This is a genomic window from Streptomyces sp. ME19-01-6, from assembly GCF_033793745.1.
GTDB lineage: Bacteria > Actinomycetota > Actinomycetes > Streptomycetales > Streptomycetaceae > Streptomyces.
Window position 1 is genome coordinate 19,573 of sequence record NZ_JARAXF010000024.1, and the last position, 26,177, is coordinate 45,749.

Here is a 26,177-nt window from a genome sequence, read left to right on the forward strand (position 1 = left end):
GGCCCCGCCCTATTGCCGCCATTGCCGCCTGCCAGCCTTTTCCCGATCGACAGCTGCCGCCACCTGACACATGACGGCGTCCGGTGACTCGTGTTCCCAGAATCGCAAGACCTTCCATCCTTCGGCCAGCAGCTGCGCGTTCGTCTCCTGGTCCCGCTCGATGTTGCGATCGAGCTTCTGTCGCCACCAGTCCGCGTTTGCCTTGGGGCTGGTGGCGTGCTCCGGGCAGCCGTGCCAGAAGCAGCCGTCGATGAGGACGGCCAACCTGACCCCCGTGAACGCGATGTCGATCTTCCGCCTGCGCATACCCGGCACCGGATAGTGGATCCGATAACGGTATCCGGAGGCATGGAGGAGCTGCCGCACCGCCCGTTCGGCACTGGTGTCCCTGTTGGTCTGCCGACTCATCCGGGCCGAGACGTCGGGACTGGAGGGGTGTGCTACGCGCATGGCCCCAGTCTCCTACTTCCCGGTGTCCTTTCGTCCATGATGGCGGAGTCGCGCTGAGTGGAGTCCGGGTGCTGGGACGGTTCGGGCGACTCGCCACGTCCCCAGAACGTGTTCGGCGATCTTGGGGTCGCTGCCGACGACCTTCACCTTCAGCGACAGGACATCGCCAATCGGCGTAACGACATGATCGCGCAGGTTGAGACCGCCGACGACGTGATCCTCATTCTCCCTGGCAAAGCCAACATAAGGGCGTTCCGGAGGTTCGATAAATCGCGCCCCGAATCGTCATTCACAAAAAGGCCCAACACTAGCGCTATGGGCACGTCGATCATGATTGCATTGGGCCATTACGTGACTGACTCAGGAAACCGCACTTTCGGATCTACTGCTGGAGAATCCCGGAAAGCATCTTCGAAAATCTCCATACGGAGATCGCGCCCCGATGCACCCGCTCCGCCGCTCGATGCGCTCTTAATCACGCTCGAGAAGGACGACAAGGATTTCTCGCCGCAGACGCGCTACAAGGACTACGCCATGAGCCCGGAGCGATTCCATTGGGAGTCGCAGAACCAGACATCCGAGGCGTCTCCCACGGGCCTGCGCTATCAGGAGCACACGGAGCGCGGCACGCACGTACTGCTCTTCGTGCGGCGCTACAAGAAGACGGACATCGGCGGGCCACAGCCGTGGATGCTGCTCGGCCCGGCCGAGTACGAGTCTCACGAAGGCAGCAAGCCCATGGGTATCGTCTGGCGGCTCAAGCACGAGCTGCCCGCCGATGTCTGGACTTACTCGGCCCTCGCAGCGGGGTAAGTCGATGCGTGGGCTGTCGGCAGATCCGCCTCGAAGTGCATCTGGGCGCGGTCGAGGATGTCGTCCGGGTCCAGCCCTTGCGCCACAACCCAGTGCAGAAGATCGATGATCAGGCTGGCTGCCGACTCCTCGAGAACGGAACGGTGGAAGATAGATCGGTGAGGGAGCTTCGCCGCTGGGAGGTCGGCCGTGCGGCCGTACGTCTCCATGACGGCCACTGCGCGCTGGATGCGGCGCCGATTCTCGTCCGGCGGCAAGGCCAGCTCACACCAGACGGCCTTGCCCGCAGCGGTTCGGATCGTGCCCCATGCGGCTGCCATGCCGACAAGGAGGTGCAGGCCGCGACCGCACTCTTCGTTGCAGTCGGATGGCAGCCACTGAGGTTCACTACGGCTCTTGTCGTGTAGCTCGACGCGCAGTTGGTCGGCGCCTGCATCGAGGACAAGGGTGGCTGCGGTGCCCTCCCCCACATGCTTGATGACGTTCGAGGCCAGCTCCGTGACGGCCAGCTGTGCCTCGTCGACGAGTGGCGACATCCCCCATGCGGCGAGCTGCGCCCTCACGGTTCGCCGGAGCCCGGCGAGTTGGGGAGGCTCAGCTTTGAAGGGGAGGACGCATCGGCGTTGGTTGGGTTCGGTGACTGAGAAGCGGTACATGGCCACACTCCCTCGGCTGCCACGCCAGCGCTGCGCCCAGCCGTGTCCGTACGGCTGCGCTGCGTAGCCTCACGTGGCGAGTATGGCATTGAGAAGTCCCGCCATGTAACTTCTCATAGAACTCAGAAGAGTGAATCTGGTGGGACATCAACTTCGTGGGCCCATAGCCTGGTTGTCGCTGGCAGGGGTCGCAGGCCAGCGCAGAAGGAGAGGGAGCCGCCATGCCCGCGCGGGCCACTACTCGCCGCCGCCAGCTCGGCGCCATGATGCGCAAGTTCCGGGCGCGCAAGGGGATGACGCTTGAGGAGGCCGGACGGCTCGTCGGCGTCTCGAAGGCGACGGTCAGCCGATACGAGACACAGGAAGGGCCCGTGAAGTGGCCCATCGTGGACGCCTTGTGCCGTGAGTACGGAGCGAGTGACGCCGAGCGCAAGGCCGTCGTGGGCTTGGCCAAGGACGCGAAGCAGCAGGGGTGGTGGAGCTCCATCGCAGACTCCATCCCGGAAACCTTGAACCTCCTGCTTACGCTTGAGGACGACGCCGTCCGTGAGGATCACTTTGCTTGCGTCTACGTGCCGGGGCTACTGCAGACACGTCAGTACATGGAAGCCGTGCAACACGCCTCCGAGATGCGTTTGTCGCCCGAGGACATTGAGCGCCTGGTCGATATCCGCATGAAGCGGCAGGAGATCCTGAACCGCGCGAAGCCGCCACACCTGTGGGCCGTCCTCGACGAGTCGGTGATCCGACGGGTAGTCGGCTCCCCTGACGTGATGCGGGAGCAACTGGATCATTTATTGCGCGCCAACGAGTCTCCTGACATCACGCTCCAGGTGCTGCCCTTCTCCAAGGGAGCTCACTCGGCGGCCATGGGGAGCTTTGTGATCCTCGGGGGTGCAGAGCCTTCTTTAGATGTGGTGTATGTCGACATCCAGGTCAGCTCGATCTTTATGGAGAAGGACGAAGAGTTGGAGCGCTACCGGCTCGCGTTCGACTACATTCGCGCCCAGGCGATGGACATGAACTCTTCATCCACGTTCATCGAACGCATCCGCGAGGAGATCTAATGAGCAACGCCTCTATATCCGCAACCGAGGGCCACTGGTTCAAGTCCTCGTACAGTAGCGCTGGCGCAACAGAATGCGTCGAAGCGGCCTTCCGCGCAGGCGGCATCGCCGTACGGGACTCGAAGGAGCCGGAGCGGGCCGTGCTCGCGTTCTCGGCGCGCGCCTGGGGGGACTTCGTCGCGGCGGTGCGTCGCGGGCAGGCGGAATGTGTCTAGGTTCCCGGAGCGCGCGACGGGTCGTCGCGCTGGCTGAAGCCACAGGCCGACCGGCGCCTAACGGACCGCGAGTTTGGGATGGTCGGTGTCGGGGAGCCAGTCGCGCCGCGGTTCGTACTCCAGCCAGCGCCGGGTGCGGCCGGCTTCGGCGAAGCCGCGCAGCAAGGTGTCGAGCAGGGGGTGGCGGGGGGACTCCCGCCAGGCCAGCGACCACGCGTACAGCGGTGTCGGCTCGACGAGCGGGACACAGCGCAGGCCCGTGTGGTCCGGCAGTGGCGCGTCGGCGGGGAAGACGGTGAAGCCCTCGGGGTCGGTGCGCAGGTGCTGGACGAGGTGGTCCAGGCCCAGATTGGGGCCGTCGTGCCGCCGCGTGATCCGGAACTCGTCGGCGAAGCGGCGCAGGAAGTCCAGGCGGTTCAATTCGGCCGGGCACCACAGGACGCTGTCGCGCAGGTCGGCCGGGCGCAGCGCGTCGGCGCCGGCCAGCGGGTGGGACGGGCTGACCACCACGTCGACGGGTTCCAGCCGCACCAGCCGCTGAGTGAGTGCCGCGTCCCGGCCCTCGGGCAGCGGGTGCACCCGGCCGAATCCCAGGTCCGTGTCGCCGCGCAGCAGCGCCTGCGCGACTGAGGGCCAGTCGCGTCCCGGGCCCGGCTCCCACCGCACCGTGCCGAGCGCCTGTACCGCCTCGGCGACCGTGCGCATCGGCGCGTACAGATGACCCCATGTGTCGATCCGTACGACGGGTCCAGCGCCGGTCACCGCCACGACCGCCCGCTCGCCCGCCGACAGCGCCTCGCGCGCGGCCGGCAGGAACCGCTCTCCCGCCTCGCTCAGCCGGATGCCGCCCTGGCGCTCGAACAGCCGCACGCCCAGCGACTCCTCCAGCCGCGCGATGCGCTTGGACAGCGCCTGCTGGCTGGTGTTCAGCTCTTCGGCGGCCCGCCCGAAGTGCAGTGTCCCGGCGGTCGCGACAAAGGCGCGGACCAGGGCGAGGTCGAGGTCCATGCCGCTGACCTTATGCGACAACCCCGCGTTGTCGGTCCGGGGGCTTGATTGTTGGCCGGGCCGCCACTGCGCGCGATCGGATGGTCCCGTAAGCGACGACAGCAAGCGACAACACGGCATGGCCCAAGGCCAGGCCACCGATGGGGTGATCACGATGAAAGCCTTCGTACCGACCGGAGATCCCGCTGAGCCGGTCGTGCTCGCCGACGTCGCCGAGCCGACGCCACGTCCCGACGAGGCGCTGGTGAAGGTCGAGGCGTTCTCGGTCAACCGGGGCGAGACGTTCAAACTGGAGAAGCCCGCCCCCGGCGAGCGCCCCGGCAAGGACATCGCGGGCCTGGTGGTGCAGCCGGCCGCCGACGGCAGCGGGCCGTCCGGGATCACGCGGGTCGTCGGCCACCCCATGGCAGGCGGCTGGGCGGAGTACGTGGCGGTGCCGACCAACGCGCTCACCGAGCTGCCGGACAGCGTCTCCGTGCTCCAGGGCGCGGCGCTGCCGCTGGCCGGGCTCACCGCGCTGCGGCTGCTGCGCGCCGCCGGACCGGTGCTGGGCCGGCGGGTTCTGCTGACCGGTGCCTCCGGAGGCGTGGGCCACTTCGTCACCGAACTCGCGGCCGCCGCCGGGGCTCTGGTCACCGCGGTGACCAGGGACGCCGAACGCGGCGCCCGGCTTGCCGAACTCGGCGCCGCCGAGATCGTCCACGACGTCGCCGACGCCCGGGGCCCGTACGACATCGTGCTGGAGTCGACCGGCGGCCAGGCCCTCTCCGTCGCGCTCGCGCGGCTTGCCAGGCGTGGCACGCTCATCTGGTTCGGGCAGGCCAGCCGCACACCGGCGACGCTCGACTTCTTCGACTTCTTCACCGGGCCCGAATCGGCCGTCATCCGCCACTTCCACTACCTCGACGCCGACACCCGCCTCGACGCCGACCTGGCCGCGCTCGTCCGGCTGACCGCCGAGGGCCGCCTGCACCCCGAGATCGGCCGCGTCACGGATTGGGCCGATACGGCGACCGCCCTCACCGACCTGCGCGAGCGCCGCATCCGCGGCAAGGCCGTCCTCACCCTGTCCTGACCCTGCCCCGACGTCCTGACCCTGCCCCGACCGAACCATCGAAGGAGCACGACCATGACCACCACCGACCCCAGGGCCGTAGTCATCCGCTACATCGAGGCCGTACGCGACGGCGACGCCGACGTCATCCACGACAGCTTCTCCCCGGACGCGACCTGGCACTACCCGGGCGACCTGCCCATTTCCAAGGTGTGGCACGGCCGCGACGCGATCATCAACGAGTTCCTCGGCGGCATGGGACCGGTCCTCGTCCCCGGCACCCTGGAGATCGCACTGGTCAGCACGGTCGCCGAGGGCGACCGGGTGGTGGCCGAATGGACCTCCAAGGCCAAGACCGTGTACGGCGGCACCTACGACAACCGCTGCATCGGCATCTACACGGTTCGCGGCGGCAAGATCGCCTCCGTCGTCGAATACGCCGACACCCAGCACGTGGCCGCGACCCTCTTTCCGAACCACCTCTGACGGCCCGTGCCCGAAGGTCGTTTCGTCAGGAGTTCTCGGGCTTGTTCAGGTAGGTGAGGACGGCGCGGACGCGGCGGTTGCTGTCGTCGTTGTCGGCGATGCCGAGCTTGCCGAACATGGAGGTGGTGTACTTGCTGACGGCGCTCTCGCTGAGGAAGAGGCGGCGGCCGATGGCACGGTTGGACAGGCCTTCGGCCATGAGGCCCAGCACGGAGTACTCCCGTTCGGTGAGGCGCCCGAGTCCCCGGGTGGGGGAGCTGTTGGACAGGAGTTTCGCGATGACGGCCGGGTCCATGGCGGTTCCGCCGGCCGCGACGCGCTCCAGGGCGCCGATGAACTGTTCGGCGTCGAACACGCTCTCCTTGAGGAGGTAGCCGACGCCGCCGGAGCCGTCGGCCAGGAGCTCGCGGGCGTACAGCTGCTCGACGTGCTGGGAGAGGATGAGGACGGGCAGTCCGGGCATCTCGCCGCGGGCGGCGAGGGCTGCCCGCAGGCCCTCGTCCGACTGGTTCGGCGGCATGCGGACGTCGATGACAGAGACGTCCGGGCGCCAGGTCCGCAGCGCGTCGAGCGTCTCGGGTCCGGTGGCCGCCGTTGCCACCACCTGGTGTCCGCATGCCTCGATCAGGCGGACCATCCCGTCGCGGAGGAGGTAGAGGTCTTCGGCTACAACGATTCGCATGGCACCTCCATCTTCACACGGGTGGGGCCGCCCGGCGGGCTGGTGATCTCAAGGGTGCCGTCGAAGACCGCGAGGCGGCGGCGCAGTCCCGTGAGTCCGCCGCCGGTCCGGAGGTCGGCCCCGCCGCGGCCGTCGTCCTCGACCTCGGCGATGACGTCGGTGTCGTGGCGGGCGAGACAGACGCGCGCCCGGGACGCGTGGGCGTGCCTGACCGCGTTGGTCAGCAGTTCGGCGACGCCGAAGTAGACGGCGGACTCGATCGGCGGGTCCAGGCGCAGCGGGGCGTCGGCGTCGACGGTCACGTCGAGGGGGATGTCCAGGGCGAGGGCGCGGACGGCGTCGACGAGCCCTCGCTCGGTCAGCACCGGCGGGCTGATTCCCTGGATCAGGTCGCGGAGTTCGGCCAGTGAGGCGGTGGCGCCGGCCTGTGCGTCCCGCATCAGTGCCCTGGCCTGGTCGGGGTCGGTCTCCATCAGCAGCTCGGCGGTCGTCAGGGAGAGCCCGAGGGCGACCAGGCGGGCCTGCGCCCCGTCGTGCAGGTCCCGTTCGATCCGGCGGATCTCGGCGGCCTGGACGACCGTCGTGTCCGCGCGCTGGGCGGTCAGTTCGTCCACCCGGTCCGCCAGCGCCATCGCGGGTGACGGGCGCAGGAAGCGGACGGCCACCGGCTCGAGGGGCCGCCAGGCGTACGGGGCGCCGGCGACGGCCGCGACCAGGCCGAGCGCCCCGGTGAGGCGCGCGGCGGGCCCCGGCTGGCCGAGCCCGAGGGCCGCCGCGGCCGCCCCGGCCGGCGGGAGGGACGCGGCCATGCCGGCGGTGAGCGGCGCGGTCACCGCGAACCGCAGGTCGCGCCAGTTGGCGGGGTCGGTCCACCGGACCCGCCACTTCTGGTCCAGGAGGGCGTCGCGGCGGGTGCGTTCGTAGCCGAAGCCGTTCCACCAGTAGCCGGTGGACATCCGCGTCACCGGCCCGGCCTGCCGGTATCCGGCGGGGATGACGGTGCCGGTCCACCTCGCGACGAGGAAGCGGACCATCCGGCAGACCGGGCGGGAGAGGGCGAGCGTGCCCGCGCACACCAAGACGAACGGCGCCAGCCACGACCACGGGTTTGTCGGCCCCCACCAGATCCCGAGCGCCACGGCGGCGGCCCACACGGCCGGGACCAGCATGCTGACGATTGCCACGGCGCACGCCCGTACGAACCCCACGCCGGCGCGCGCCGCCCACGAACCCAGCTGTCTCATGTTCTCTTCCTTCGCCTTCCGTCCGGTGCTTCCCACTGTGCACCGCGCGGAGGCCGCCCCTGCCCTGGTCAGCCGGGGAGTGGGGCTAGCCCCACCCACCCGTGGGTCCAGGCCGATATCGCGGCGGCCAAGCGCTTCGTAGCGTCGGAGAGCATGGAAACCGACACGCACACCACGGCAGGGGCCGGCCGCCTCGACCATCCGCACACCCGGCGGGCCTTCGGGACGGCGAGGAGCAGCATCAAGGTTTACGGCGCACTCAGCGCCGTCGCCCTCCTGCCGGTCGTCGTGGTATCGAGCACTGGTCACATGGTGAACACCTTCATGTGGGTCCGGGCAGTCCTGCTGCCTGTGGTCGCCGTGCTGATCCACCGCATGACCGTCTCCGCTTCCCGCGGATCTCAACGGGCCTTCGAGCGCGTGAGCACCCTCGCCGTCGTCATGCCGATCGCGATCATCGGCGTCGACCTGATCCCGGGTGTCTGCCCGCCGTGGTACGCCGCGATGCAGGTCGCCTGCGTGCTGCCCATCGTCCGAGTCGCGTTCATCACCCGCGGCTCCGCACTGCGCGCCGCCTTCCCCAAAGTGCGCTGAGAGCCGGCGTGCGGGCCGCTGCCACCTGATCTCCGCGGTGCTCCATGCGGATCAGTGGGCCGTGTCGTTCCGCCCGGGCCCACGCGGGCGTCGGCATGGTGGTGGCCACCTGTGCCATGAAGGAGGAGGCCGCCATGAAGACATCGATGCCGCGTTGGGTCGCGACCGTTGCGCCGGGGGCGCTGGTCGGCATGCTCGCCGTCTGCGGTTCCGCGCAGGCCGCCGGCGGCGGGGCTCAGGAGGACGAGCGGGCCCGCGCGCTTGAGGTGCGGATGCACAATGCGACGGGGTGTCGGCTCACCCGGACCGACTACGGGCTGACGTCGGGCGAATTCGTCGCACGGCCCCCGGCGTACCTCGACAAGGGCCAGGACGGCCTGTTCAAGGCGCGGTCGCGGGAAGGGTCGCTCAGGGGGGTCGCGGGCAGGGTCGCGTACACGGCCGACCACTGCGACGCGAGCTGGCGCGACGGGCACACGGTCCGGCTGACGTTCGGCGTCACGTACGGCGGGATGAACAGCTTCAACTCCGACGGCGGCGGGGCCTTCGGCACCAGGCTCTCCGGGGGGAGCGGGAATCAGGCCGTGCTCAGCTGGGGTGTGAGCAGGTTCTAATCGCACCCGGCCGACCCGCAAACCGCTGTTGCAGAGTCGGTGCTTGGCCATGACCCCATCGGCGCGTACGGCCGCCCGGCCGGACATAGGGTCGAGGAAGGAGAAACCCTCACAGTGGAGGTAAGAGGTCATGGCCGGAATCCCGGCAGGTGTGGTGGCCGCGGGCGGGCTCGTCGGCGGGTACGGGGTCGCGCGCTGGACCAAGAAGCGGCAGCTGGGCGGGGTGGCGCTGGCGGCGGCCGGGGTCGTGGCCGCGCGCGGGTGGCAGCAGAAGGCGGGGACCGGAACGGCGGCGGTGCTGAGCGGCCTGTACGTCGCGGCCTTCGCCGGGTCGCATCCGCTCGCCAAGAAGTTGGGCGCCTGGCCCTCCGTCCTCACCGTGGCCGGCGGGGTCGCCGCCGCGTCCTGGGCCGCTGCCGACCGGCGGAGCGTCGCAGCGGCCGCCTAGCCCCGCACTTTGTGGTGAGTATGAGACAGGGACACGCCGTGACGTCGGCGTGTCCCTGTCTCATACTCACCACAAACGCATAAGCGGCGAAGCCCTTACTCCGCTGCCGACGTCAGCAGCGCCAGCTCCTCCCGCGTCAGCTTCAGGTCCGCCACCGCCAGCAGCGCCGGAAGCTGGTCCACCGTGCGCGCGCTCGCGATCGGGGCCACGACCGTGGGCTGGGCCGCCAGCCAGGCCAGGGCGACCGTCGCGTGCTCGGCGCCGTGGTTCGCGGCCACGTCGTCGAGGGCGGCGAGGACCTTCTGGCCGCGCTCGGTCTCCAGGTGCTTGGCCGCGCCCTGGGCGCGGGCGCTGTCGACCGAGGCGCCGGGGCGGTACTTGCCGGTGAGGAAGCCGGACGCGAGGGAGTAGTACGGGACGGTCGCCACGCCGTGGCGGGCGGCGACGTCGGCGAGCGGGCCCTCGAAGGTGTCGCGGGAGACCAGGTTGTAGTGCGGCTGCAGGGCCACGTAACGGGCCAGGTCCTCCTTCGCCGAGAAGTCCAGGGACGCCTCGAGGCGCTCGGCGGAGATGTTGGAGGCCGCGATCTCGCGGACCTTGCCCGCCTTCACCAGCTCGTCCAGCGTGGAGATGATCTCCTCCACCGGCACCGAGGTGTCGTCGTAGTGCGTGTAGTAGAGATCGATGTAGTCGGTGCGCAGGCGCTTCAGGGACTCGTCGACGCCCGCCTTGATCGCCGCGGCGGACAGGCCGCGGGGCGTCGGGACGCCGGCGCCCACCTTGGTCGCGAGGACGATGCCGGAGCGGTTGCCCCGGGAGGCGAACCAGTTACCGAGGATGGTCTCGGACTCCCCGCCCGAGTTGCCCGGCGCCCACGCGGAGTAGACGTCCGCGGTGTCGATGAAGTTGCCGTTTGCCGCCGCGTAGGCGTCGAGCACGGCGAAGGACTCGGCTTCGTCAGCCGTCCAGCCGAAGACGTTGCCGCCGAGGGAGAGCGGGGATACGGACAGGTCGCCGATCCGCTTGCGGTTGTCGGTCTGCTTGGTGCCCTTGGTGTCCTTGGTGTCAGCCATGCGTTGTTTCAGCGCGGTGGCGGAGCAGGGTATTCCGGCGTCCGGGGCAATGATCGGCAAAAAGACCGGCGGCCCTGGCGTCAAGGGGGGAGAGAGCGCCAAGGCCGCCGGGGTATGGGGACCCGGTCAGCAGGTCATCGGTCCGACGTCGCCGGGGATGGGGACGGGGACGGGGACGGGGGTCGCGGCGGTCACGGGTTCAGGCCGTGGTCGCGGAGCCAGGGCATCGGGTCGATCGGGCTGCCACCGCCCGGCCGGACCTCCAAGTGGAGGTGCGGGCCGGTCACATTGCCGGTGGCGCCGACACGGCCGATGACCTCGCCCGTCGTCACCGAGCCCGACGTACGGACCATCGACGACAGGTGGCAGAACCAGAGCTCGGTGCCGTCATTCAGCTTGAGCACGATGCGGTAGCCGTACGAACCGGCCCACCCGGCCGAGGTGATCGTACCGCCGTGCACCGCCTTGACCGGGGTGCCGGTCGGGGCGGCGAAGTCCTGGCCGGTGTGGTCGGCCGACCACATGTCACCGGCCTGGCCGAAGGACGCGGTCAGGGTGTACGAGACGACGGGGAGGGTGTACTGGGCGGCGAGCTTGGCCAGGCGCTCGGCCTCGGCCTTCTTCCGGGCCGCCTCCTCCGCCTTCCGCTTGGCCTCGGCCGCGGCGGCCTTCTTCTCGGCCTCGGCCTCGGCCTGCCGCTTGTCCTCCGCGTCGGCGGCCTTCTTGGCAGCGGCGGCGGCCTTCGTGGCGGCCGCGTCGGCCGCGGCCACGCGCTGCGACTCGTCGGCGGCGTTCTGCTGGTTCTCGGCCTGCTGCAGGATGCGGGCGCGCAGCGCCTCGCCCGCGTCGGTGGCGCCGTTCGCCTCGTCCTCGGAGGTCAGGCCCGCCTGGGAGAGGGGGGCGGCCGCGGAGGTCGAGGAGTCGCCGGAGCCTGAGTCCGACAGCAGCGAGCCGATGCCGGGCAGGTCCTCCGCGTCGGGGAGGACGTCCCGCACCTTGTCGGCGACGTGGGCGAGGTCCGGCATGGATATGGGGGCCTTGGGGCGGTCCTTGGCGCTCGCCATCCCGCCCGCGCCGACCGCCGCGATCACGCCGACGCCGAGGACGGCGCCGCTGCGCGCCATCGTGCCGCCGCGCTGCTTGGCGACGCGGTGCCGACCGCGCACCGGGGCTATGGATTCCTCAGTGGGATTCCACTCGTCCCACGTCTCGGTGTCCTGGTCGGCCCTCGCCTCGGCGGCCGGTTCGAACCAGGAGCCGTAGCGGGTGGCTGTCCCCGCTCCGGCGCCGGATGTGCGGGACGGAGCTTCTTCAAGGGCAGACCTGTTGGACGCCACGCGGGCGCACTCCTTTCCTTCCCTCTCGCCTACCGGGTTAGCTGACGGGTTCGGAGCAGGAAGGTCTCCTACGGGTCAGGTTCGACCCGATTCACCCCAAGGTTGGTGGTTCCCCGGTTCCCTTGGTGTTGCTGTGCGTACGGGATTCGGCGACGGCGCACGGTGCCGCCTCTTGCGACGGCTGTAACGACCGCGCTGCGTTATCGAACGTTAATAGAGAGCGTGACCTGATTCCAAGCAGTTCCCGGGAATCAGAGGAACCTTTGAGGTGAACTTAACGCCCAACACGGGACGCAAGGGGGCAAGTCGACAGCACCCTGAGCACACTCGGAAACACCCTCGAACCGATCGTGCGTCAATTGTTATCCGGAGGGATCATGTTCCACTACGGAGCGTGTCAGCGTGGTGGCCTGTTCATGGTCCGCGCCCGTCGTCACCGAGGTCCGGCACAGCGCCAGCAGCGCCATGTCGTCCGCGGTCCCGCCGCCCGTATGCCGCTCCACATCCCCCACCAACGCGTCGAGCAGTTCCACTGGTCCGGCGAAGCGGCGGCCGCGCAGCCGGACCGCCGGGTCGTAGAACGTGCCGTGCGCGTCGCGCGCCTCGCTCACCCCGTCGGTGAACAGCAGCAGGGTCACCCCCTCCGCGAACGGCAGCTCCTCCACCCGGTCCGGCCACGCCCCCAGGTCGCCCATCCCCAGCGGCAGCGCCGGCATCTCGGGGTCGGCGGGGCGCACCGAGCCCTCCCCGTCCAGCAGCAGCGGCGACGGGTGGCCGCGGTTGATCATGCGGAGCAGGGAGTCGCCGCGGGGGATCTCGGCCAGCACCGCCGTGATGAACCCCTCGGCCTGCTCGATGTCGGCCCGCCGGGCCCGCTCGCGCTGCAGCGCCCGCTCCAGCCGCAGCGCGAGCCCCTCCAGCGTGGCCTCCTGCTCGGCGGCCTCCCGGAAGGCGCCGATGATGATGGCGACCAACTCGACCGACCCCAGCCCCTTGCCCCGTACGTCGCCGATGACCATCCGTACGCCGTGCGGGGTGTCCTGCACGGCGTACAGGTCGCCGCCGATCGCGGCGTCCTGCTCGGCCGCCACATAGCGGGCCGCGACGTCCAGGCCGGCCAGGCGGGCCGGCGGCACGGGCAGTACGGCGCGCTGGGCCGCCTCCGCGATGCCGCGCGCCGAGGCCAGCCTTCGGTCGCCGCGGCGGACGACACGGTTGATGAGGAGGGCCAGCAGGGCGACCGTCACGACGGTGGCGATCTCGGCGGCCGACTGGACCCAGTCCCTGACGCCGTGGAACTCGGCCAGCAGACAGGCGGCGGCGACGGCAACGGCCGCGGTGAGGGCGGTCAGCCGCAGCGGGTGGAACGAGGCGGCGACCAGCGGGGCGGCGGCGAGGAAGGGGGCGGCGGTGTAGGCGGCCGGGGTGGTGGTGTCGAAGACGACCCCGCCCACGATCACCACGCCGGGGAGCCAGGGCGCGAGGCGGCGGCCGGCGATGCTTCTGGGCATCTCCTCGCCCGCGCGGCGCGAGTCCGCGCGCGGTTGCCCGTGCCGGGGCGCACGCGGTCTCGTACGCCGCCTCATGGCCTTGGACGCCGTCTCATGCGCGGGCTCGTACGGGCCCGCGTACAGGCACTCGTACGGACACTCACCCGGGCACTCGTACGGGCGCCCGAACGAGCCCTGCTCCCTCGCACCCGCACCGGTCGCTCTCGCTTTCCCCTGGTCCGCTCTCGCCGCCCTCACCAGGCTCCCGGGTGACGGGGCGTCGGGCGAGTCGGTGTGGGCCAGGTGGGTGCGTCAGAGGTCGACGCCGAGCGCGCGGGCGTGGCGGTCCGCCGCCAGCTCGGCGGAGACCTCGTCGAGATACACCTCGCACACCAGCCGCCCGTCGGCGGTCAGGTTGTGCTCCAGCTCCCACAGGACGATCTCGTCCCCGCCGGCCAGGAGGAACGCGTGCTCATAGAAGCGGCACCAGGTGGCGTCGGGGCCGCCGGGGCGGCGGCGCGGCTTCGGAGCCAGCGCGATGTCATGGGCGAACGCCGTGGCGAGCAGCTGCTCGGTGTCCGGCCCAGGCCGGTCGGGGTTCTCCGCGCGGCGCAGGACGCGGCGGGCGTGGTCGGCCGAGTTGTCGGACACGTACGCGCGCGGGGTCTCCACCGGCGCGACGGCGTGCAGCAGTTGCTCCGGCAGCCAGAGCGGTAACCCCTCCAGCTCGTCCCAGCGGGCGCCGCCGATCCGCTCGTGCACCCGGCGCTCCGCCAGGGCCAGGGCGTCCTCGTCGGCGTAGAGCTCGAAGAGCGGACGGCGGTCCTGGCCGGTGTTGTGCTCCAGCTCCCACAGCAGCAGGCTGCTGCCGTCGGGGAGCAGGAAGATGTGGCGGTAGGTGCTGTAGCCGAGCGGGCCCAAGGGCTCGTTGCACTGCCGGCAGGAGCGCAGCTCGGACTGGTGCATCAAGGCGTCGCCGGCCCGGCCCAGCACCGCCTCGTCGATCTCGAAACCGTTCTGCGCGCGGGCGAGAAGCCCTTCCAGGTGTTCGGCCGGCGTGCCGCCGCCACCCGCGCCCGCTCGTGAATGCCCCATGCCTGTCTCCTCCCGCCTCCCGGCCGTCCGCTCGCCGTCCCCCCGGCGACTCTTCTCGCGCACTTACCGTAGCGGCGCGAACACAGGCCGCGCGTGCGGTTCGGGCGAAGCCGTCTGTGGGCCGAGCCTTACTCACTCCTGCGCCGGGACGCCCGGATATATCACTCGTTCGGCCCGTCGAACAACCCGGACGGGGGGATTCCGGTCCCGCGTGGGGTTGACGGGCCCCTTTCGCATTTCGCTTAAGAGCCTTCCCGCTCGCCCGTCACCTGGAGCCCAACCGGCCGGATTCCTTGCGGGAAGCCGCAAGGCGAGCGAGGCAAAAGGGCGACCAATTATGCCGGACGAGTGAAGGTGAAAGCCAACCCGAAGCTTTTACAGATTTTCTTCGTTGACGTGGATATCCGCGATTCCGCGGCAGACACCCGGGAGGAATTAAGTGAACATCGTAACGAAGGCAGCCCTCATGGCCGCGGCCACCGGCACGATGGTGCTCGTCGGTGCCGGCGGCGCGTCCGCCTACAGCGGTGGCGGCGGCGGCTACCAGAGCAACAGCTGTGACGTGAGCGTCGGCGCCATCGCCGCCCCCGCCGTCGCGGCCCCGGCGGGCGACATCGTCATCGGCGCCCCCTGCACCAACGTTGACTACGGCGGCGCCGCCTACCAGAGCAACGACTGTGACACCTCTGTTGGGCAGATCGTCCCCGTCTCCGGACTCGGCTCCACAGGAGACATCTCCGTCGGCAGCGCCTGCTCCAACATCTCCTACCCCAAGGCGACCACCAGCGTCCGCTCCGCCAGCAGCGGCTACAACAGCAACTACAGCGAACCCCGCAGCGACGAAGGCCGCAGCGACAGCCACAGCGGCTACGGCAGCTACAGCAGCGGCCACCGTGGCGGCTACGGCGGCTGACCCCAAGCCGACCTCACTCCGCACCCCGGATTGAGGAAAGCAGGGTGAACGCCTCTGTGGCTTCCATCGCGGCCCCGGACACCACCTCGTCCGGGGCCGCCTTGGCGTTGCGCGGGGAAATCGAACGGTCGGCGCGGGCCGACGATGTCCCTAATGCGCCGGACGGGTAGAGGTGCGTCGAGTCGAGGGTCCATCGCCGCCTGCCCTCGTTAGTCAGATGTTCGCGGATAACCGTCGAGAACTCACTTGGAGGCTTTATGCACAGGCGCAAGAGGACGGCGTTGCTTCTGGCAGCCGTGGGTGCGCTGACCATCGGCGGCGCGGGCAGCGCCGGCGCCACCGACAACGACTCGGGCACCACGTCAGCGCCGGGAGGTCAAGGCAGTCAGAAAAACCGCTGCGACACCACCTCCACCATCGGCCCCATCAGGATCGTTGGCCTGGCTCCCGCCGGCGACGTCACAACCGAGACCAACTGTGTGAACTACAGCGAATCGGGGGTCCTGGAGCAGAGCAACCGCTGCCGGCACACCTCCACCATCGGGTCCATCACCATCAACCCGGGCCTCGCCCCGGCAGGCGATATCACCAGCCGGACCAACTGCATCAACTACAGCAAGACCGGCGGTGCGCTGCGGCAGAGCAACAAGTGCGAGACCAGATCCACCATCGGAGACATCACGATCTCGCCGCTGGCCCCTGGCCCCAAGGTCACCCAAGAAACCAACTGCGCCAACCTGTCCGGAGCCGGCGATGGCGACAGCAACGGCAACGGCAGGAGCAGCTCCAGTCGTTGACTTTCTGATCGCTTCGCATCGGCCCCCGGCGGCAACTCCCGCCGGGGGCCGAGCCGATATCCCGGAACGGCAAGGGATCAGGGCGAAGATAGCCTTACTGCGACGGACGGGTGAAGCTACGGACGACCCCGGATCCTTCGCCAATTGCCTTCGTTGTCAGGCCGTCTGCGGAAATCGCGGAGAACCTAAATGGAGGCACCAACCAATGCAGATTGGCAAGAAGGCCGCTCTCATGGCCGCAGCGGCCGGCGCGATCGTCATCGGCACCGCGGGAGGCGCGAGCGCCTACGGTCCCCTGTTCGGCTCCGGCGGCGCCGTCCAGAGCAACTCGTGTGACACCACCACCGGCATGATCGCCACGACAGGCAACGTGTCGTCGACCGGCGACGTCAACGTCGGCAGCGACTGCGTCAACTTCACCAACTCCGGTGCCGTGGCCCAGAGCAACGACTGCGACGTCACCACCGGTCCCATCGCCACGACCGGCAACCCGTCGCCGGCCGGCGAGGTCAACGTCGGCCGCCCCTGCACCAACATCGCTCTCGCCCAGCCCGGCAATGGCAACAAGGCCAAGAAGAGCAGCAAGAAGTCGCGCTACTGATGCCGTAGCAGGTGCCGTGTGCCCGCCCGAGCGGGATCACGGCACCACCTCCCCGATCGATGAGTGCGGCCCCCGGCAGAGTTCACTGCCGGGGGCCGCTCTCATGGAAACATCCATGAGAGAAAGATATCCTTACTGCGACGGACGGGTGAAGCTGAGATCCCCCCCGGATCCTTCGCCAATTGCCTTCGTTGTTAAGGCGTCTGCGGAATTCGCGGAGACCCTAAATGGAGGCACCAACCAATGCAGATTGGCAAGAAGGCCGCTCTCATGGCCGCAGCAGCCGGCGCGATCGTCATCGGCACCGCGGGAGGCGCGAGCGCCTACGGCTTCGGCCCCCTGTTCGGCTCCGGCGGCACCGTCCAGAGCAATGACTGTGACACCACCACCGGCGCGATCGCCGATACGGGCAGCGTGTCGGGGACCGGTGACATCAACGCGGGCAGCGACTGCGTCAACTTCACCAACTCCGCTGTGGTGGCTCAGAGCAACGACTGCGACGTCACCACCGGCCCCATCGCCACGACGGGCAACCCGTCGCCGACCGGCGACATCAACGTCGGCCGCCCCTGCACCAACATCGCTCTCGCCACCAGCACGCCGACCAAGAGCAAGAGCAAGAAGTCGCACCGCCACGGCCACTGATGCCGTAGCAGGTGCCGTGTGCCCGCCCAAACAAAATCACGGCACCACCTCCCCGGTCGACAAGCGCGGCCCCCGGCAGAGTTCTCCGCCGGGGGCCGCTGCTCGTTCATCCCCGCCGCGGGGCGCATCAGCAGCCGGGGAGGCCCGGCACGCAGTTGTTCGGAATGTTGCCGGAGACGGTGGTCCCGGGCAGCGTCACCGTTCCGCCGGCCACGAAAATGCCGCCGCCCTGGCCGCCGTTGGCCGTATTTCCGGTTACCTGGTCACCGATGAGCTGGGCGGTTCCCGAGGCGTTGTACAGGCCGCCACCGTTCTGTCCGGCAGTGTTGTTGGATACGACTACGGATTGCAACAGCAGTTGGCTTCCAAAGTTCGCGATACCGCCTCCGTGACTCCCGGCTGTATTACCGTCGATGATGCCCCCATTGATGTTGAAATTGCCGCCGTTGGTGGTGACCCCACCGCCCTCGAAGTTAAGGGCGTGATTGCTCCGAAGTTCCACCGAGGTCAGCGTCACGTCTCCGAAGTTGGAGATTCCGCCGCCCGAACCGCTGGCGGTGTTGTTGGAGATCTGACTGCTGAGGGCCGTCAGCGTTCCCGCCGTATTGACGTGAATGCCGCCACCGTCACCGGCGGTGTTGTTCGTCACCTGACTGGAGCTGAGCGTCAGTGAGGCATTGTTCGCGACCTCAATTCCCCCGCCGAGGTTGCTCGCAGTGTTTCCGGTGACCACGCTCGACGTCAGCAGCAGCGTTCCCGCGTCGAGGATGCCGCCACCGTTGAGCCCCGCGGGCGCGGTGGTCGCCGACCCGTTGGAGACCGTGATGCCATAGAGGCTCAGGGTTCCTCCGGGGGCGACCTCCGCGATACGGAAGGCCGTGCCCGAGCTGCGGGTGATGGTCGTATCGGCCCCCATGAGGGTGACGTTCCCCGTGATCACCGGCAGCCCGTCGGGCCCGTTCGCCCCGGAGGCCACCGCCGCACCCGTGAGGGTGTAAACACAGCTCGGCGCGAGGGTGATCACCCCCGCGCCGGTGTTGTTGGCATCGTTGATGGCGCTGATCAGCGCGGCGACGTCCCCGCAGGCCACATCCGGATGATCTTCGTTCCCGCCACCACCACCGCCTTCGCCGCCGTCACCTTTGCCGTTGCCTCGGTCACGTTCGTCGTTGTAGCCGTGGTGGTCGCTGTAGCCGTGGTGATGGGCAAAGCCGTCGTCGTGGCTGTGCCCATGCCCACCACTCCCGCCGCCCTTCCCCTCGGCCACCGCCGACGCGGGGCCGCCCCACACCGACGCCGCCAGCATCATGACCGGGACGAGGCCGCGGAGCGTTGTCACAAGTCGCACGAGGTGTCTCCTTCGCCTTGCTGGATTCGGGATGACTCGAAGCAGCAAGATCAGCCTGAGCGGAGCCGCGGGGGACGGCATCCGCTCGGGCGCAGGTGGGTGACACCACGTGCCCAAAATGACGAAAACCGCAGGTCAGCGGTGCATACCTGCGGTTCGCCAGTGGGTCATCAGGGGCTCGAACCCTGAACCAATGGATTAAAAGTCCACTGCTCTGCCAATTGAGCTAATGACCCGCACCCCCGCAGCATAGCTCGGCCGGGGGCGAAGACCCGAGCCAATACCCCACAGGGTCGAAAGGCCGTGCAACAACCGGGTGTTGCACGGCCTCTCGGTCAGCCTCTCAGCCAGCCTCTCGACCGGCCGATCGGTGGCCGTCGTACACGCCGCCGATCAGGTCCGGCGGCGCCGTTCGGCGCCTGCGGACAGCGCCGGGCCGGCGGTCGGCCGGCTGTGGTCAGCCGTTGCGCTTCCAGCGCGGCTTGTCGGCGCGGCGGTCGAAGGACCGGTCGTGCGAACGGTCGTAGGACCGGCCGCCGGTGTTGCCGGACCGGTGGTCGTCGCGGCGGGCCGGACGGTCGTCACGGCGGTCGCGGCCGAACGGGCGGTCGCCGCCACGGTGGTTGTGGTCGCGGCGCTCGAACGGACGCCCCGGCCGGTCGTCGCGGCGCTCCTCGCGGCGGTAGCCGCCACGGTCGCCCCGGTCCTCACGGCGCTCGAAGGAACGGCCGCCCCGGTCGTCACGGCGCTCGTACGAGCCGCGCGGGCGGTCGTCACGGCGGTCGCGGTTGAACGGACGGTCACCACGGTCGCCGTCCCGGCGCTCCCGGCGCTCAAAGCCACCACGGTCGTCACGACGCTCGTACGAGCGGCCACCACGGTCGTCACGACGGTCGTCGCGGCGGTAGCCGCCACGGTCACCCCGGTCCTCACGGCGCTCGAAGGAACGCCCGCCCCGGTCGTCACGGCGGTCGTCGCGGCGCTCGTACGAGCCGCGCGGGCGGTCGTCACGGCGGTCGCGGTTGAACGGACGGTCACCACGGTCCCCGTCCCGGCGCTCCCGGCGGTCGAAGTTGCCCCGCTCGTCACGACGCTCGTACGAGGAGCGCCGCGGCGCCTCGTCGGCGGCGACAGCGGCGGCAGGGGCGGCTTCGGCCACCGCGGCCTCGGCCTCGGCCGAGCGCTGGGCGGGCAGCACGACGTCCGTCGAGGTGTCGGCGGGGGCGGCGGCGCTCTCCGGGGCGGCAGCGGCGTTGGCCTCCGCGCCGGCCGACGCCGGGGCCACGTGCTCGCCGCGCTCCCGCGCCGCCCGCACGGTCAGCCGGTCGGCCTCCTCACGCAGCTCCGTAGCCCGGCGCTGCGCCTTCTCCAGGTCCCGGGTGAGCTCCTGGACGTCGCGCTCGGCCTGCTTGGCGGCGTTCGCTGCCGACTCGGCCTGCACCTCGGTGAGCGAGCGGGCGCCTGTGATACGCGCCACGTCCTCGTCGAAGACACCGGCGCCGCCGACGATGTGGCGCGAGGCGTCGACGCCCGCGTCCTCCATCAGCCGGAAGATCTGCCGCCGCTGGTGCGGCAGCGCCAGTGAGACGACCGTGCCGCTCTGGCCCGCCCGGGCGGTACGGCCGGACCGGTGCAGATAGTCCTTGTGGTCGCCGGCCGGGTCCACGTTGAGCACGAGGTCGATGCCGTCGACGTGGATGCCGCGCGCGGCGACGTCCGTGGCGACCAGCACGTTCACATAGCCGTCCTTGAAGTCGGCCAGCGTCCGGGTCCTGGCCCCCTGCGTCATGCCGCCGTGCAGCGCCTCGGCCCGCACCCCCGCGTCGCGCAGCTGCTCGGCCACGCGGTCGGCGCCGAGCTGGGTCCGTACGAAGATGATCGTGCGGCCCTTGCGCGCGGCGATGGCGGCGGTGACCGGCGCCTTGTCCTTCGGCTTCACTACGAGCACGTGGTGGGTCATGGTCGAGACCGCGCCCGCGGAGGGGTCCACCTCGTGGGTGATCGGGGCGACCAGGTAGCGCTTGACGAGGGTGTCGATCTCGTTCTCGAGGGTCGCGGAGAACAGCAGCCGCTGGCCGCCCTGCGGCACCAGGTCGAGGATCTCGGTGACCTCGGGCAGGAAGCCCATGTCGGCCATCTGGTCGGCCTCGTCCAGGACGGTTACCTGGACCTTGTCCAGCGACGCGGCGCCGCGGTCGATGATGTCGCGCAGCCGGCCCGGGGTGGCGACGAGGATGTCGACACCCCGCTCCAGCGCGTAGATCTGATTGCCCATCGAGGTACCGCCGCAGACCACCTTGAGCTTGAGGCCCAGGACGTCGCCGTACGGCTGCAGCGCGTCGCTCACCTGCATGGCGAGCTCACGGGTCGGGGTGAGGATGAGGCCGCGGGGGCGCTTCTTCTCGGTGTGGCCGCCGGCCAGCGTGGTCAGCAGCGGGAGACCGAAGGACAGGGTCTTGCCGGAGCCGGTGCGGCCACGGCCGAGGATGTCGCTGCCGGCCATGGCGTCCGGGATGGTCGCGGCCTGGATCGGGAAGGGCGTGGTGACGCCGTTCTGCGCCAGCTTGCGGACGATCTGCTCGGGGAGGCCGAGGTCGGCGAAGGTGATCTCGGGCTGCTCGGGGGCCTGCGGCTGCTCGGGGGCCTGGCTGGATTCCGCGGTCTGGGCGGATTCCGCGGTCTGGGCGGATTCGGCGGTCTGGGCGGATTCGGCGGTCTGGGTGCGCTCGGCCTGCTCGGCCAGCTCGTTCTGCTCGGTGTCGGCAGCGGGCATGACGGCGTGGTCAGTGGCAACGGACATGCGAAATGCGAAACCTTCCGGAGTTTCGGCACGCGCCCAAACTCCGTGTGATGTCGCAAAAAACCGCCTCAGTGCGGTCAGCCACGGGAAGGTAAGGAACGCGCCACGCGGCGCTCTTCGGTTTGGCGCCGGGCAAATGGGATCAAACGATCTACCACCATACGCACTCTCACCCCTCAAGAGCAAATCCGCCGCGCGCCCGCCCTCAGTCCGTCTCCTCGTCCTCCGGCGCCGGGGAGGCGGGCGGGGACGCCGGGGCGGAGGTGGTCGGCCGCGGCGGCTCCGGGGCGCTCGACGACGGGTTCGAGGGGGCCGCGGTGGAGGGGGCGCCCCCCGACGGGGTCGCCGGCCTCGCCGGCGACGAGGGAGCGGACGGCACCGGCCGCTGCGGGCCCGGTCCGCCCTTCGGGGGCTTGGCGGGAGAGGACTCGGCCCCGCCCGGCGCGGACGCCGAGGCCGACCGCTTCGCCCCCTTCTCTCCCTCACTCCCCTTTTTCCCCTTCTTCTTGTCCTTCGCCCGCTTCCCGTCCTTCGCATCCCCTTCGTGACCGCCGCCCGCGTCCGGGTACGTACGCGCCTTGGCGTCCGACGTCACCACGCCCCCGCCGGGCTCCGCCGCCCCGCCGCGGTCATGGGCGCCGTGGTGCCGCCCCGGGCGCTTCGGGCCGTCGGAGACGCTCGTACAGCCCGCCAGGGCCACGGCCGCGGCGACGAGGGCCGCCACCACGCAGGGGCCCCGCAGGACGCGAGAGGTCCGGGACGCCCCGGAGCGGCGGGCGGGACGGGCGGGGCGGGGAGCGGGCGATCCGGGCATGCGGGGCGGGCCTCCAGGGCGCGTACGGACGAAACCGCACTGCCCAACTGGACCCACCCCGCCCAGGACACGCGCCGGCCGGATCAGCCGTTCTGGGCGGACCTACCGCATCCGGAGCGTCGGGCGCAGCGGCGGGAGCCGGAAACCTCGCATGGGCGGGGTCGCTGCATACCCGCATTCGCCCGTCGTCCCCGACAATGGCCGTGTGCTGGAGATGACGCGCGAAGCATTCGAAGAGCTGGTGAGCGAGGCCCTGGACAAGATCCCGCCGGAGCTGACGCGGGTCATGGACAACGTGGCCGTGTTCGTAGAGGAGGAACCCGCCCCGTCCGCCCCTGAGCTGCTGGGCATCTACGAGGGGACACCGCTCACGGAGCGCGGCGAGTGGTACGCCGGGGTCCTGCCGGACAGGATCACCATCTACAGGGGCCCGACCCTGCGCTACTGCGAGACGCCGGAAGACGTGGTGCACGAGGTGACGGTGACAGTCGTGCATGAGGTGGCGCACCACTTCGGCATCGAGGACGAACGCCTCCACGAACTGGGGTGGGGCTGACCCAGGCGAAGACCCAGGTCGGCCGACACCTCCCGACTGGGGACGACCGACCCGAGAACGGCCGGGGGCGCGCCCGACACCCGCCTCCCCATAAACCGTTTTGGCGAACCTCACCTGCATCCCATATGCTTCTCACGTCCCCGACGGCGCCGGAAGGCGCCCAGGTGGGCCATCAGCCCTCATCGTCTAGTGGCCCAGGACGCCGCCCTTTCAAGGCGGTAGCACGGGTTCGAATCCCGTTGGGGGCACGCAACACCATGTGCGAGACTAGAGCTCGCACAAGCTTGGTCCTGTGGAGCAGTTTGGAGTGCTCGCCACCCTGTCAAGGTGGAGGCCGCGGGTTCAAATCCCGTCAGGACCGCTGCGGCTGGGTAGCTCAGTTGGTACGAGCGTCCGCCTGAAAAGCGGAAGGTCGCCGGTTCGACCCCGGCCCCAGCCACCGCAGCCCTCACCAGGGCAGAAGCCCCCTCCAGGGTCACCCGGAGGGGGCTTTTTCATTGCCTGTGACGCCTACGATCTGCTGGACGACGTGCCCGACCGGCCCGCTTTCCTGCCAGGCCATGCCGGCCGCCGCCCGCTCCTGCGCCTGGCGCTCCTGGTGGGCTCGGAGCGCGGAGACGGCGAGGGGCGGGAGGTGCACAATGAGCGCCGAAGGCGGAGGCCTGACCGAGCACAGGTTGTCCGAAGCAAGCGCATGGAAGTACCTGATCTCGACACTAGGGAGTCCCGACGTGGTCGTCATCGCTCACCTCAGCGACATCCATATCGACGACGGACAACGCAGCATCGACCGCACCCGAACTGTCATGGATTACCTCGACGACCTCCCCTACGACCTGGATGCCGTCCTGGTCACCGGTGACATCGCCGACCACGCCCTGCCCGCCGAGTACGAGCAGGCTCGCAAACTGCTGGTCTCCAGGCATCCGATGCTGGTCTGCCCCGGCAACCACGACGACCGCGCCGCGTTCCGTCAACACCTGCTGGGGCAACGGGGGTCGGCGGCCCCGGTCAACCAGGTGCACCGCACCGCCGAGGCCGTCATCGCGCTGTGCGACTCCTCGATGCCGGGCAAGCACGAGGGCTACCTCGAGGACGAGACCCTCGCCTGGCTTGAGGAGGTGCTGGCGCAAACCCCCGAAACGGTGCCCGCCTTGGTTGGCTTCCACCACCCGCCGGCCGTGCTGCACGAGCCCTTCATCGACGGGATCCGCCAGTTCGGAGAGGAGCGGCTGGCCGCACTCGCCGCCCGCCACCCTAACCTGGCGGCCTTCCTCTGCGGGCACGCCCATACCCCCGCGGCCACCACCTTCGCCGAGCGCCCGCTGCTGGTGGCCCCGGGAGTCGCCTCCACCGTCCGCCTCCCCTGGGAGCGCCGCGCCCACCCTCAGGATTACGTCGACCTGGATCAGCCTCCCGCGCTCGCCTTCCACGTCCTGGACGATCAAGGACGGCTGACCACCCATTACCGATGCGTCACCACCTGACCGCCCATGCACGTTCGCGTCGAGAGGCAGGGTGCGTGTCTGACCGCGTGACCACGCCGACGGACAGCGGCGGACGAGCACGGACGAAAGCGGAAGGTCGCCGGTTCGACCCCGGCCCCAGCCACCGCAGCCCGTCAGGGCGTACACCTCCTCCGGGGTGTCCCGGAGGAGGTGTACTCGTATCAGCCCGCCGGTCCCCGCTGGGGCGTCGCGGGTTGTGTGGTTCCGCAGTAGCGGCACTTGGCGGCGGCCTCCGGGATGTCGCCGGAGAGACAGGCCGGGCAGGTCTTGACGGGCCCAGGGTCGCCGAACACGGTGACGCCACGGCGCGCCTGGACGGCCTTGTACGGCACGACGATCAGGAAGTAGACCACCGCCATGAAGATGAGGAAGTAGATCAGCGCGGAGATGAACGAGCCGATGTCGAGGTAGGTGGTCTTGTTCCCGGCCTGGCCGAGCTGCCGGCCGAGGCCGGCCGACTTGCCGCCCTGGGCGCGGGCGATGATCGGGTTGATGACGCTGTCGGTGAACGACTTGATCAAGGTGGAGAGCGCCAGGGCGATGACCAGGCCCACCGCCACGACGATGACGTCGCCACGCATCAGGAAGTTCTTGAAGCCCTTGAGCATGCTCCCAGGACAGTCGATTGTGGATGGGCCGACAACCGGAACTGCTCCGAGTGGCGGACCGCGCAAGCGGCTGATGCCCGTCAGCGGTCGGGCGGGCGCACCTGCGTTTCACGGCCGCCGGGGTGGCGGTGGCGCCAGTTCCAGAAGACAGCGCAGCCCAGCAGGGCCCATCCGGCCAGCACCAGGAACGGGAGGGCGTGCTGGTGGCCGCGGAAGTAGACCGCGGTGTGCTGCGCGTTGACGGAGGCGCCCGGGGGCAGCCAGCGGCCGATGTGGCCGAGGAGGGAGGGCAGCAGGGGCCAGGAGACCGCGCCGCCCGAGGAGGGGTTGCCGAGGAGCACCATCAGGCCCCAGGTCGGGATGAGCGCCCACCGTCCGAAGAGGACGCTGAACATGGAGAAGACCATCCCTGAGGTGAACATCGTCAGCGCCAGGATCAGCCAGGACTCCGCGAAGGGGAGGTCGAGCGCACCGAGGCCCCAGTCCACGATGGCCGCGATCGCGAAGCCGCCGAGCAGCGCGTACGCGAGGGTGAAGGCGATCCGCTCCGCCGGTTCGAGGGCCCGCGCGTGCACGCTCAGCTGGATGGCGCCGAGGAAGCCGATGATCACCGCGGCGAGCGAGATGTAGAAGATCGCGAGCCCGCGCGGATCGCCCCGCTGCAGCGGGTTCACGTCCCTGACCAGGATCGGCACCCCGAGCGCCCGACCCACCTTCGCCCCGGCCTCGGTCAGCACCTGGGCCACCGACGCCCCCGAGGCGCTGGAGACGTCCAGTTCCACCCCGCGGCCGCGCGGCCGGAGCACCGCGAAGACGGCCTGCTGGTCGACGGCTTCCAGGGCGCGCGGGTACGTGGGGTAGAGGTGCAGGCGGAGCGAGGCGTGGAGGGCCTTCTCCATGCCGGCGACGAAGGTCTTCTCGGTGGGGGCGCCGCGGCCGGGGATCACGACGGCGGTGGGGATGCGGTGCGGGGTGGGGTTGGCGAAGGCGTAGGTGTACGAGCCGGCGAAGAGGCCCGCGCCCGCGGCGATGATCAGCACGACGACCGTCGCGGGGAAGTATGGCGAGTGTCTGAAAGCCGACGACCAGGGCCGGCGCCCCGGCTCACGCTCGTTGCCGTTCCTCCCGTCGGCCCTGTCGTCACTCGCCTCGTCGCCCATGAGGTCACGCTAGAACGGGCATGACGGACATACCTTCCGACATGGCCTGGACAACACCGGACAGAAATGGTTCGCCAGCCGATTTCCAGAGGTGAGATCCT

The 26,177-nt window shown here is 70.0% G+C and carries 27 protein-coding genes, 4 tRNA genes, 1 pseudogene and 1 riboswitch; of the genes and pseudogenes, 17 read left to right on the plus strand and 15 right to left on the minus strand.

Going from position 1 to position 26,177, the window contains the following annotated elements; translation table 11 throughout:
- Positions 1-9 precede the first annotated feature (9 nt).
- Positions 10-450, minus strand: a complete 441-nt coding sequence (locus PV419_RS37325) for a very short patch repair endonuclease (RefSeq protein ID WP_319696597.1) — start codon at positions 448-450, stop codon at positions 10-12.
- Positions 451-912: 462 nt separating this feature from the next.
- On the opposite strand from PV419_RS37325, the pseudogene PV419_RS37330 reads away from it, so the two are divergent.
- Positions 913-1,263: pseudogene (locus PV419_RS37330) on the plus strand (DUF3427 domain-containing protein); the annotation flags it as partial.
- Here PV419_RS37330 and PV419_RS37335 read toward each other — a convergent pair.
- Positions 1,239-1,919 (minus strand): ATP-binding protein, encoded by a 681-nt coding sequence (locus PV419_RS37335; RefSeq protein ID WP_319696599.1) that lies wholly within the window; start codon positions 1,917-1,919, stop codon positions 1,239-1,241. The pseudogene PV419_RS37330 and the gene PV419_RS37335 overlap by 25 nt on opposite strands.
- 221 nt (positions 1,920-2,140) lie before the next feature.
- Here PV419_RS37335 and PV419_RS37340 point away from each other — a divergent pair, with 221 nt between their 5' ends.
- Together PV419_RS37340 and PV419_RS37345 are read left to right on the plus strand one after the other, a co-directional pair.
- Positions 2,141-2,986, plus strand: a complete 846-nt coding sequence (locus PV419_RS37340; protein ID WP_319696601.1) for a helix-turn-helix transcriptional regulator — start codon at positions 2,141-2,143, stop codon at positions 2,984-2,986.
- The gene (locus PV419_RS37345; RefSeq protein ID WP_319696603.1) at positions 2,986-3,201 is read left to right on the plus strand and encodes a DUF397 domain-containing protein; all 216 of its coding nucleotides are present in this window, start codon (positions 2,986-2,988) and stop codon (positions 3,199-3,201) included. The genes PV419_RS37340 and PV419_RS37345 overlap by 1 nt, the downstream gene beginning before the upstream one ends.
- Before the next feature lie 57 nt (positions 3,202-3,258).
- On the opposite strand, the gene PV419_RS37350 is transcribed toward PV419_RS37345, so the two are convergent.
- Positions 3,259-4,209 (minus strand): LysR family transcriptional regulator, encoded by a 951-nt coding sequence (locus PV419_RS37350; RefSeq protein ID WP_319696604.1) that lies wholly within the window; start codon positions 4,207-4,209, stop codon positions 3,259-3,261.
- A 154-nt stretch (positions 4,210-4,363) separates the two neighbouring features.
- Here PV419_RS37350 and PV419_RS37355 point away from each other — a divergent pair, with 154 nt between their 5' ends.
- The gene (locus PV419_RS37355; RefSeq protein ID WP_319696606.1) at positions 4,364-5,284 is read left to right on the plus strand and encodes a zinc-binding dehydrogenase; all 921 of its coding nucleotides are present in this window, start codon (positions 4,364-4,366) and stop codon (positions 5,282-5,284) included.
- Positions 5,285-5,338: 54 nt separating this feature from the next.
- Positions 5,339-5,749: a nuclear transport factor 2 family protein gene (locus PV419_RS37360; RefSeq protein ID WP_319696608.1), complete on the plus strand. Its 411-nt coding sequence runs from the start codon at positions 5,339-5,341 to the stop codon at positions 5,747-5,749.
- A gap of 25 nt (positions 5,750-5,774) precedes the next feature.
- Here the strand turns inward: PV419_RS37360 and PV419_RS37365 are convergent, their stop codons facing one another.
- Positions 5,775-6,431 carry a response regulator transcription factor gene (locus tag PV419_RS37365; protein WP_319696610.1) on the minus strand — a complete coding sequence of 219 codons (657 nt, stop codon included), beginning with the start codon at positions 6,429-6,431 and terminating at the stop codon, positions 5,775-5,777.
- A complete protein-coding gene (locus PV419_RS37370; protein ID WP_319696612.1) occupies positions 6,416-7,675 on the minus strand; it encodes a sensor histidine kinase in 1,260 nt (419 codons plus the stop codon). The genes PV419_RS37365 and PV419_RS37370 overlap by 16 nt, the downstream gene beginning before the upstream one ends.
- Positions 7,676-7,828: 153 nt before the next feature.
- Here PV419_RS37370 and PV419_RS37375 point away from each other — a divergent pair, with 153 nt between their 5' ends.
- From PV419_RS37375 to PV419_RS37385, 3 genes are all read left to right on the plus strand, one after another.
- A complete protein-coding gene (locus tag PV419_RS37375) occupies positions 7,829-8,269 on the plus strand; it encodes a hypothetical protein (protein ID WP_319696614.1) in 441 nt (146 codons plus the stop codon).
- Between the two features lie 134 nt (positions 8,270-8,403).
- On the plus strand, positions 8,404-8,883 hold the full coding sequence (locus PV419_RS37380) for a hypothetical protein (RefSeq protein ID WP_319696616.1): 480 nt from the start codon (positions 8,404-8,406) through the stop codon (positions 8,881-8,883).
- Positions 8,884-9,013: 130 nt separating this feature from the next.
- The gene (locus tag PV419_RS37385) at positions 9,014-9,331 is read left to right on the plus strand and encodes a hypothetical protein (RefSeq protein WP_319696617.1); all 318 of its coding nucleotides are present in this window, start codon (positions 9,014-9,016) and stop codon (positions 9,329-9,331) included.
- A gap of 95 nt (positions 9,332-9,426) precedes the next feature.
- Here PV419_RS37385 and PV419_RS37390 read toward each other — a convergent pair whose 3' ends face one another.
- The 4 genes from PV419_RS37390 to PV419_RS37405 all read right to left on the minus strand — a co-directional run bounded on the left by PV419_RS37390 (position 9,427) and on the right by PV419_RS37405 (position 14,326).
- Entirely contained in the window at positions 9,427-10,404 is a 978-nt protein-coding gene (locus PV419_RS37390) for an aldo/keto reductase (protein ID WP_319696619.1), read from the minus strand.
- A 191-nt stretch (positions 10,405-10,595) separates the two neighbouring features.
- Complete coding sequence (locus tag PV419_RS37395; protein WP_319696620.1) at positions 10,596-11,741, minus strand: M23 family metallopeptidase; 1,146 nt, start codon at positions 11,739-11,741, stop codon at positions 10,596-10,598.
- A gap of 11 nt (positions 11,742-11,752) precedes the next feature.
- Positions 11,753-11,903: riboswitch (cyclic di-AMP (ydaO/yuaA leader) on the minus strand.
- Between the two features lie 200 nt (positions 11,904-12,103).
- Entirely contained in the window at positions 12,104-13,252 is a 1,149-nt protein-coding gene (locus PV419_RS37400; protein WP_319696621.1) for a PP2C family protein-serine/threonine phosphatase, read from the minus strand.
- Between the two features lie 291 nt (positions 13,253-13,543).
- Positions 13,544-14,326, minus strand: a complete 783-nt coding sequence (locus PV419_RS37405) for a DUF6227 family protein (RefSeq protein WP_319696623.1) — start codon at positions 14,324-14,326, stop codon at positions 13,544-13,546.
- A gap of 439 nt (positions 14,327-14,765) precedes the next feature.
- Between PV419_RS37405 and PV419_RS37410 the strand changes: the two genes are divergently transcribed.
- The 4 genes from PV419_RS37410 to PV419_RS37425 all read left to right on the plus strand — a co-directional run bounded on the left by PV419_RS37410 (position 14,766) and on the right by PV419_RS37425 (position 17,282).
- Positions 14,766-15,239 (plus strand): hypothetical protein, encoded by a 474-nt coding sequence (locus PV419_RS37410; protein WP_319696624.1) that lies wholly within the window; start codon positions 14,766-14,768, stop codon positions 15,237-15,239.
- 257 nt (positions 15,240-15,496) lie between these two features.
- On the plus strand, positions 15,497-16,036 hold the full coding sequence (locus PV419_RS37415) for a hypothetical protein (RefSeq protein WP_319696626.1): 540 nt from the start codon (positions 15,497-15,499) through the stop codon (positions 16,034-16,036).
- A 205-nt stretch (positions 16,037-16,241) separates the two neighbouring features.
- Positions 16,242-16,637 carry a hypothetical protein gene (locus tag PV419_RS37420; RefSeq protein ID WP_319696627.1) on the plus strand — a complete coding sequence of 132 codons (396 nt, stop codon included), beginning with the start codon at positions 16,242-16,244 and terminating at the stop codon, positions 16,635-16,637.
- 243 nt (positions 16,638-16,880) lie between these two features.
- Entirely contained in the window at positions 16,881-17,282 is a 402-nt protein-coding gene (locus PV419_RS37425; RefSeq protein ID WP_319696629.1) for a hypothetical protein, read from the plus strand.
- 127 nt (positions 17,283-17,409) lie between these two features.
- On the opposite strand, the gene PV419_RS37430 is transcribed toward PV419_RS37425, so the two are convergent.
- The 4 genes from PV419_RS37430 to PV419_RS37445 form a co-directional block, all read right to left on the minus strand.
- Positions 17,410-18,630 (minus strand): right-handed parallel beta-helix repeat-containing protein, encoded by a 1,221-nt coding sequence (locus PV419_RS37430; protein WP_319696630.1) that lies wholly within the window; start codon positions 18,628-18,630, stop codon positions 17,410-17,412.
- A gap of 163 nt (positions 18,631-18,793) precedes the next feature.
- A tRNA-Lys gene (locus PV419_RS37435) sits at positions 18,794-18,866 on the minus strand.
- 221 nt (positions 18,867-19,087) lie between these two features.
- Complete coding sequence (locus PV419_RS37440) at positions 19,088-21,430, minus strand: DEAD/DEAH box helicase (protein ID WP_319696632.1); 2,343 nt, start codon at positions 21,428-21,430, stop codon at positions 19,088-19,090.
- A 205-nt stretch (positions 21,431-21,635) separates the two neighbouring features.
- Positions 21,636-22,244 carry a hypothetical protein gene (locus tag PV419_RS37445; protein WP_319696634.1) on the minus strand — a complete coding sequence of 203 codons (609 nt, stop codon included), beginning with the start codon at positions 22,242-22,244 and terminating at the stop codon, positions 21,636-21,638.
- Positions 22,245-22,449: 205 nt separating this feature from the next.
- Here PV419_RS37445 and PV419_RS37450 point away from each other — a divergent pair, with 205 nt between their 5' ends.
- From PV419_RS37450 to PV419_RS37470, 5 genes are all read left to right on the plus strand, one after another.
- Positions 22,450-22,800: a metallopeptidase family protein gene (locus PV419_RS37450; protein WP_319696635.1), complete on the plus strand. Its 351-nt coding sequence runs from the start codon at positions 22,450-22,452 to the stop codon at positions 22,798-22,800.
- A 175-nt stretch (positions 22,801-22,975) separates the two neighbouring features.
- Positions 22,976-23,048 (plus strand) — tRNA-Glu (locus PV419_RS37455).
- A 38-nt stretch (positions 23,049-23,086) separates the two neighbouring features.
- A tRNA-Asp gene (locus PV419_RS37460) sits at positions 23,087-23,161 on the plus strand.
- 4 nt (positions 23,162-23,165) lie between these two features.
- A tRNA-Phe gene (locus tag PV419_RS37465) sits at positions 23,166-23,239 on the plus strand.
- 292 nt (positions 23,240-23,531) lie between these two features.
- Positions 23,532-24,287 carry a metallophosphoesterase gene (locus tag PV419_RS37470; RefSeq protein ID WP_319696636.1) on the plus strand — a complete coding sequence of 252 codons (756 nt, stop codon included), beginning with the start codon at positions 23,532-23,534 and terminating at the stop codon, positions 24,285-24,287.
- A gap of 182 nt (positions 24,288-24,469) precedes the next feature.
- On the opposite strand, the gene PV419_RS37475 is transcribed toward PV419_RS37470, so the two are convergent.
- Positions 24,470-24,916, minus strand: a complete 447-nt coding sequence (locus PV419_RS37475; protein WP_319696638.1) for an MscL family protein — start codon at positions 24,914-24,916, stop codon at positions 24,470-24,472.
- Positions 24,917-24,996: 80 nt separating this feature from the next.
- Positions 24,997-26,076: an ABC transporter permease gene (locus PV419_RS37480; RefSeq protein WP_319696639.1), complete on the minus strand. Its 1,080-nt coding sequence runs from the start codon at positions 26,074-26,076 to the stop codon at positions 24,997-24,999.
- Between the last annotated feature and the right edge of the window lie 101 nt (positions 26,077-26,177).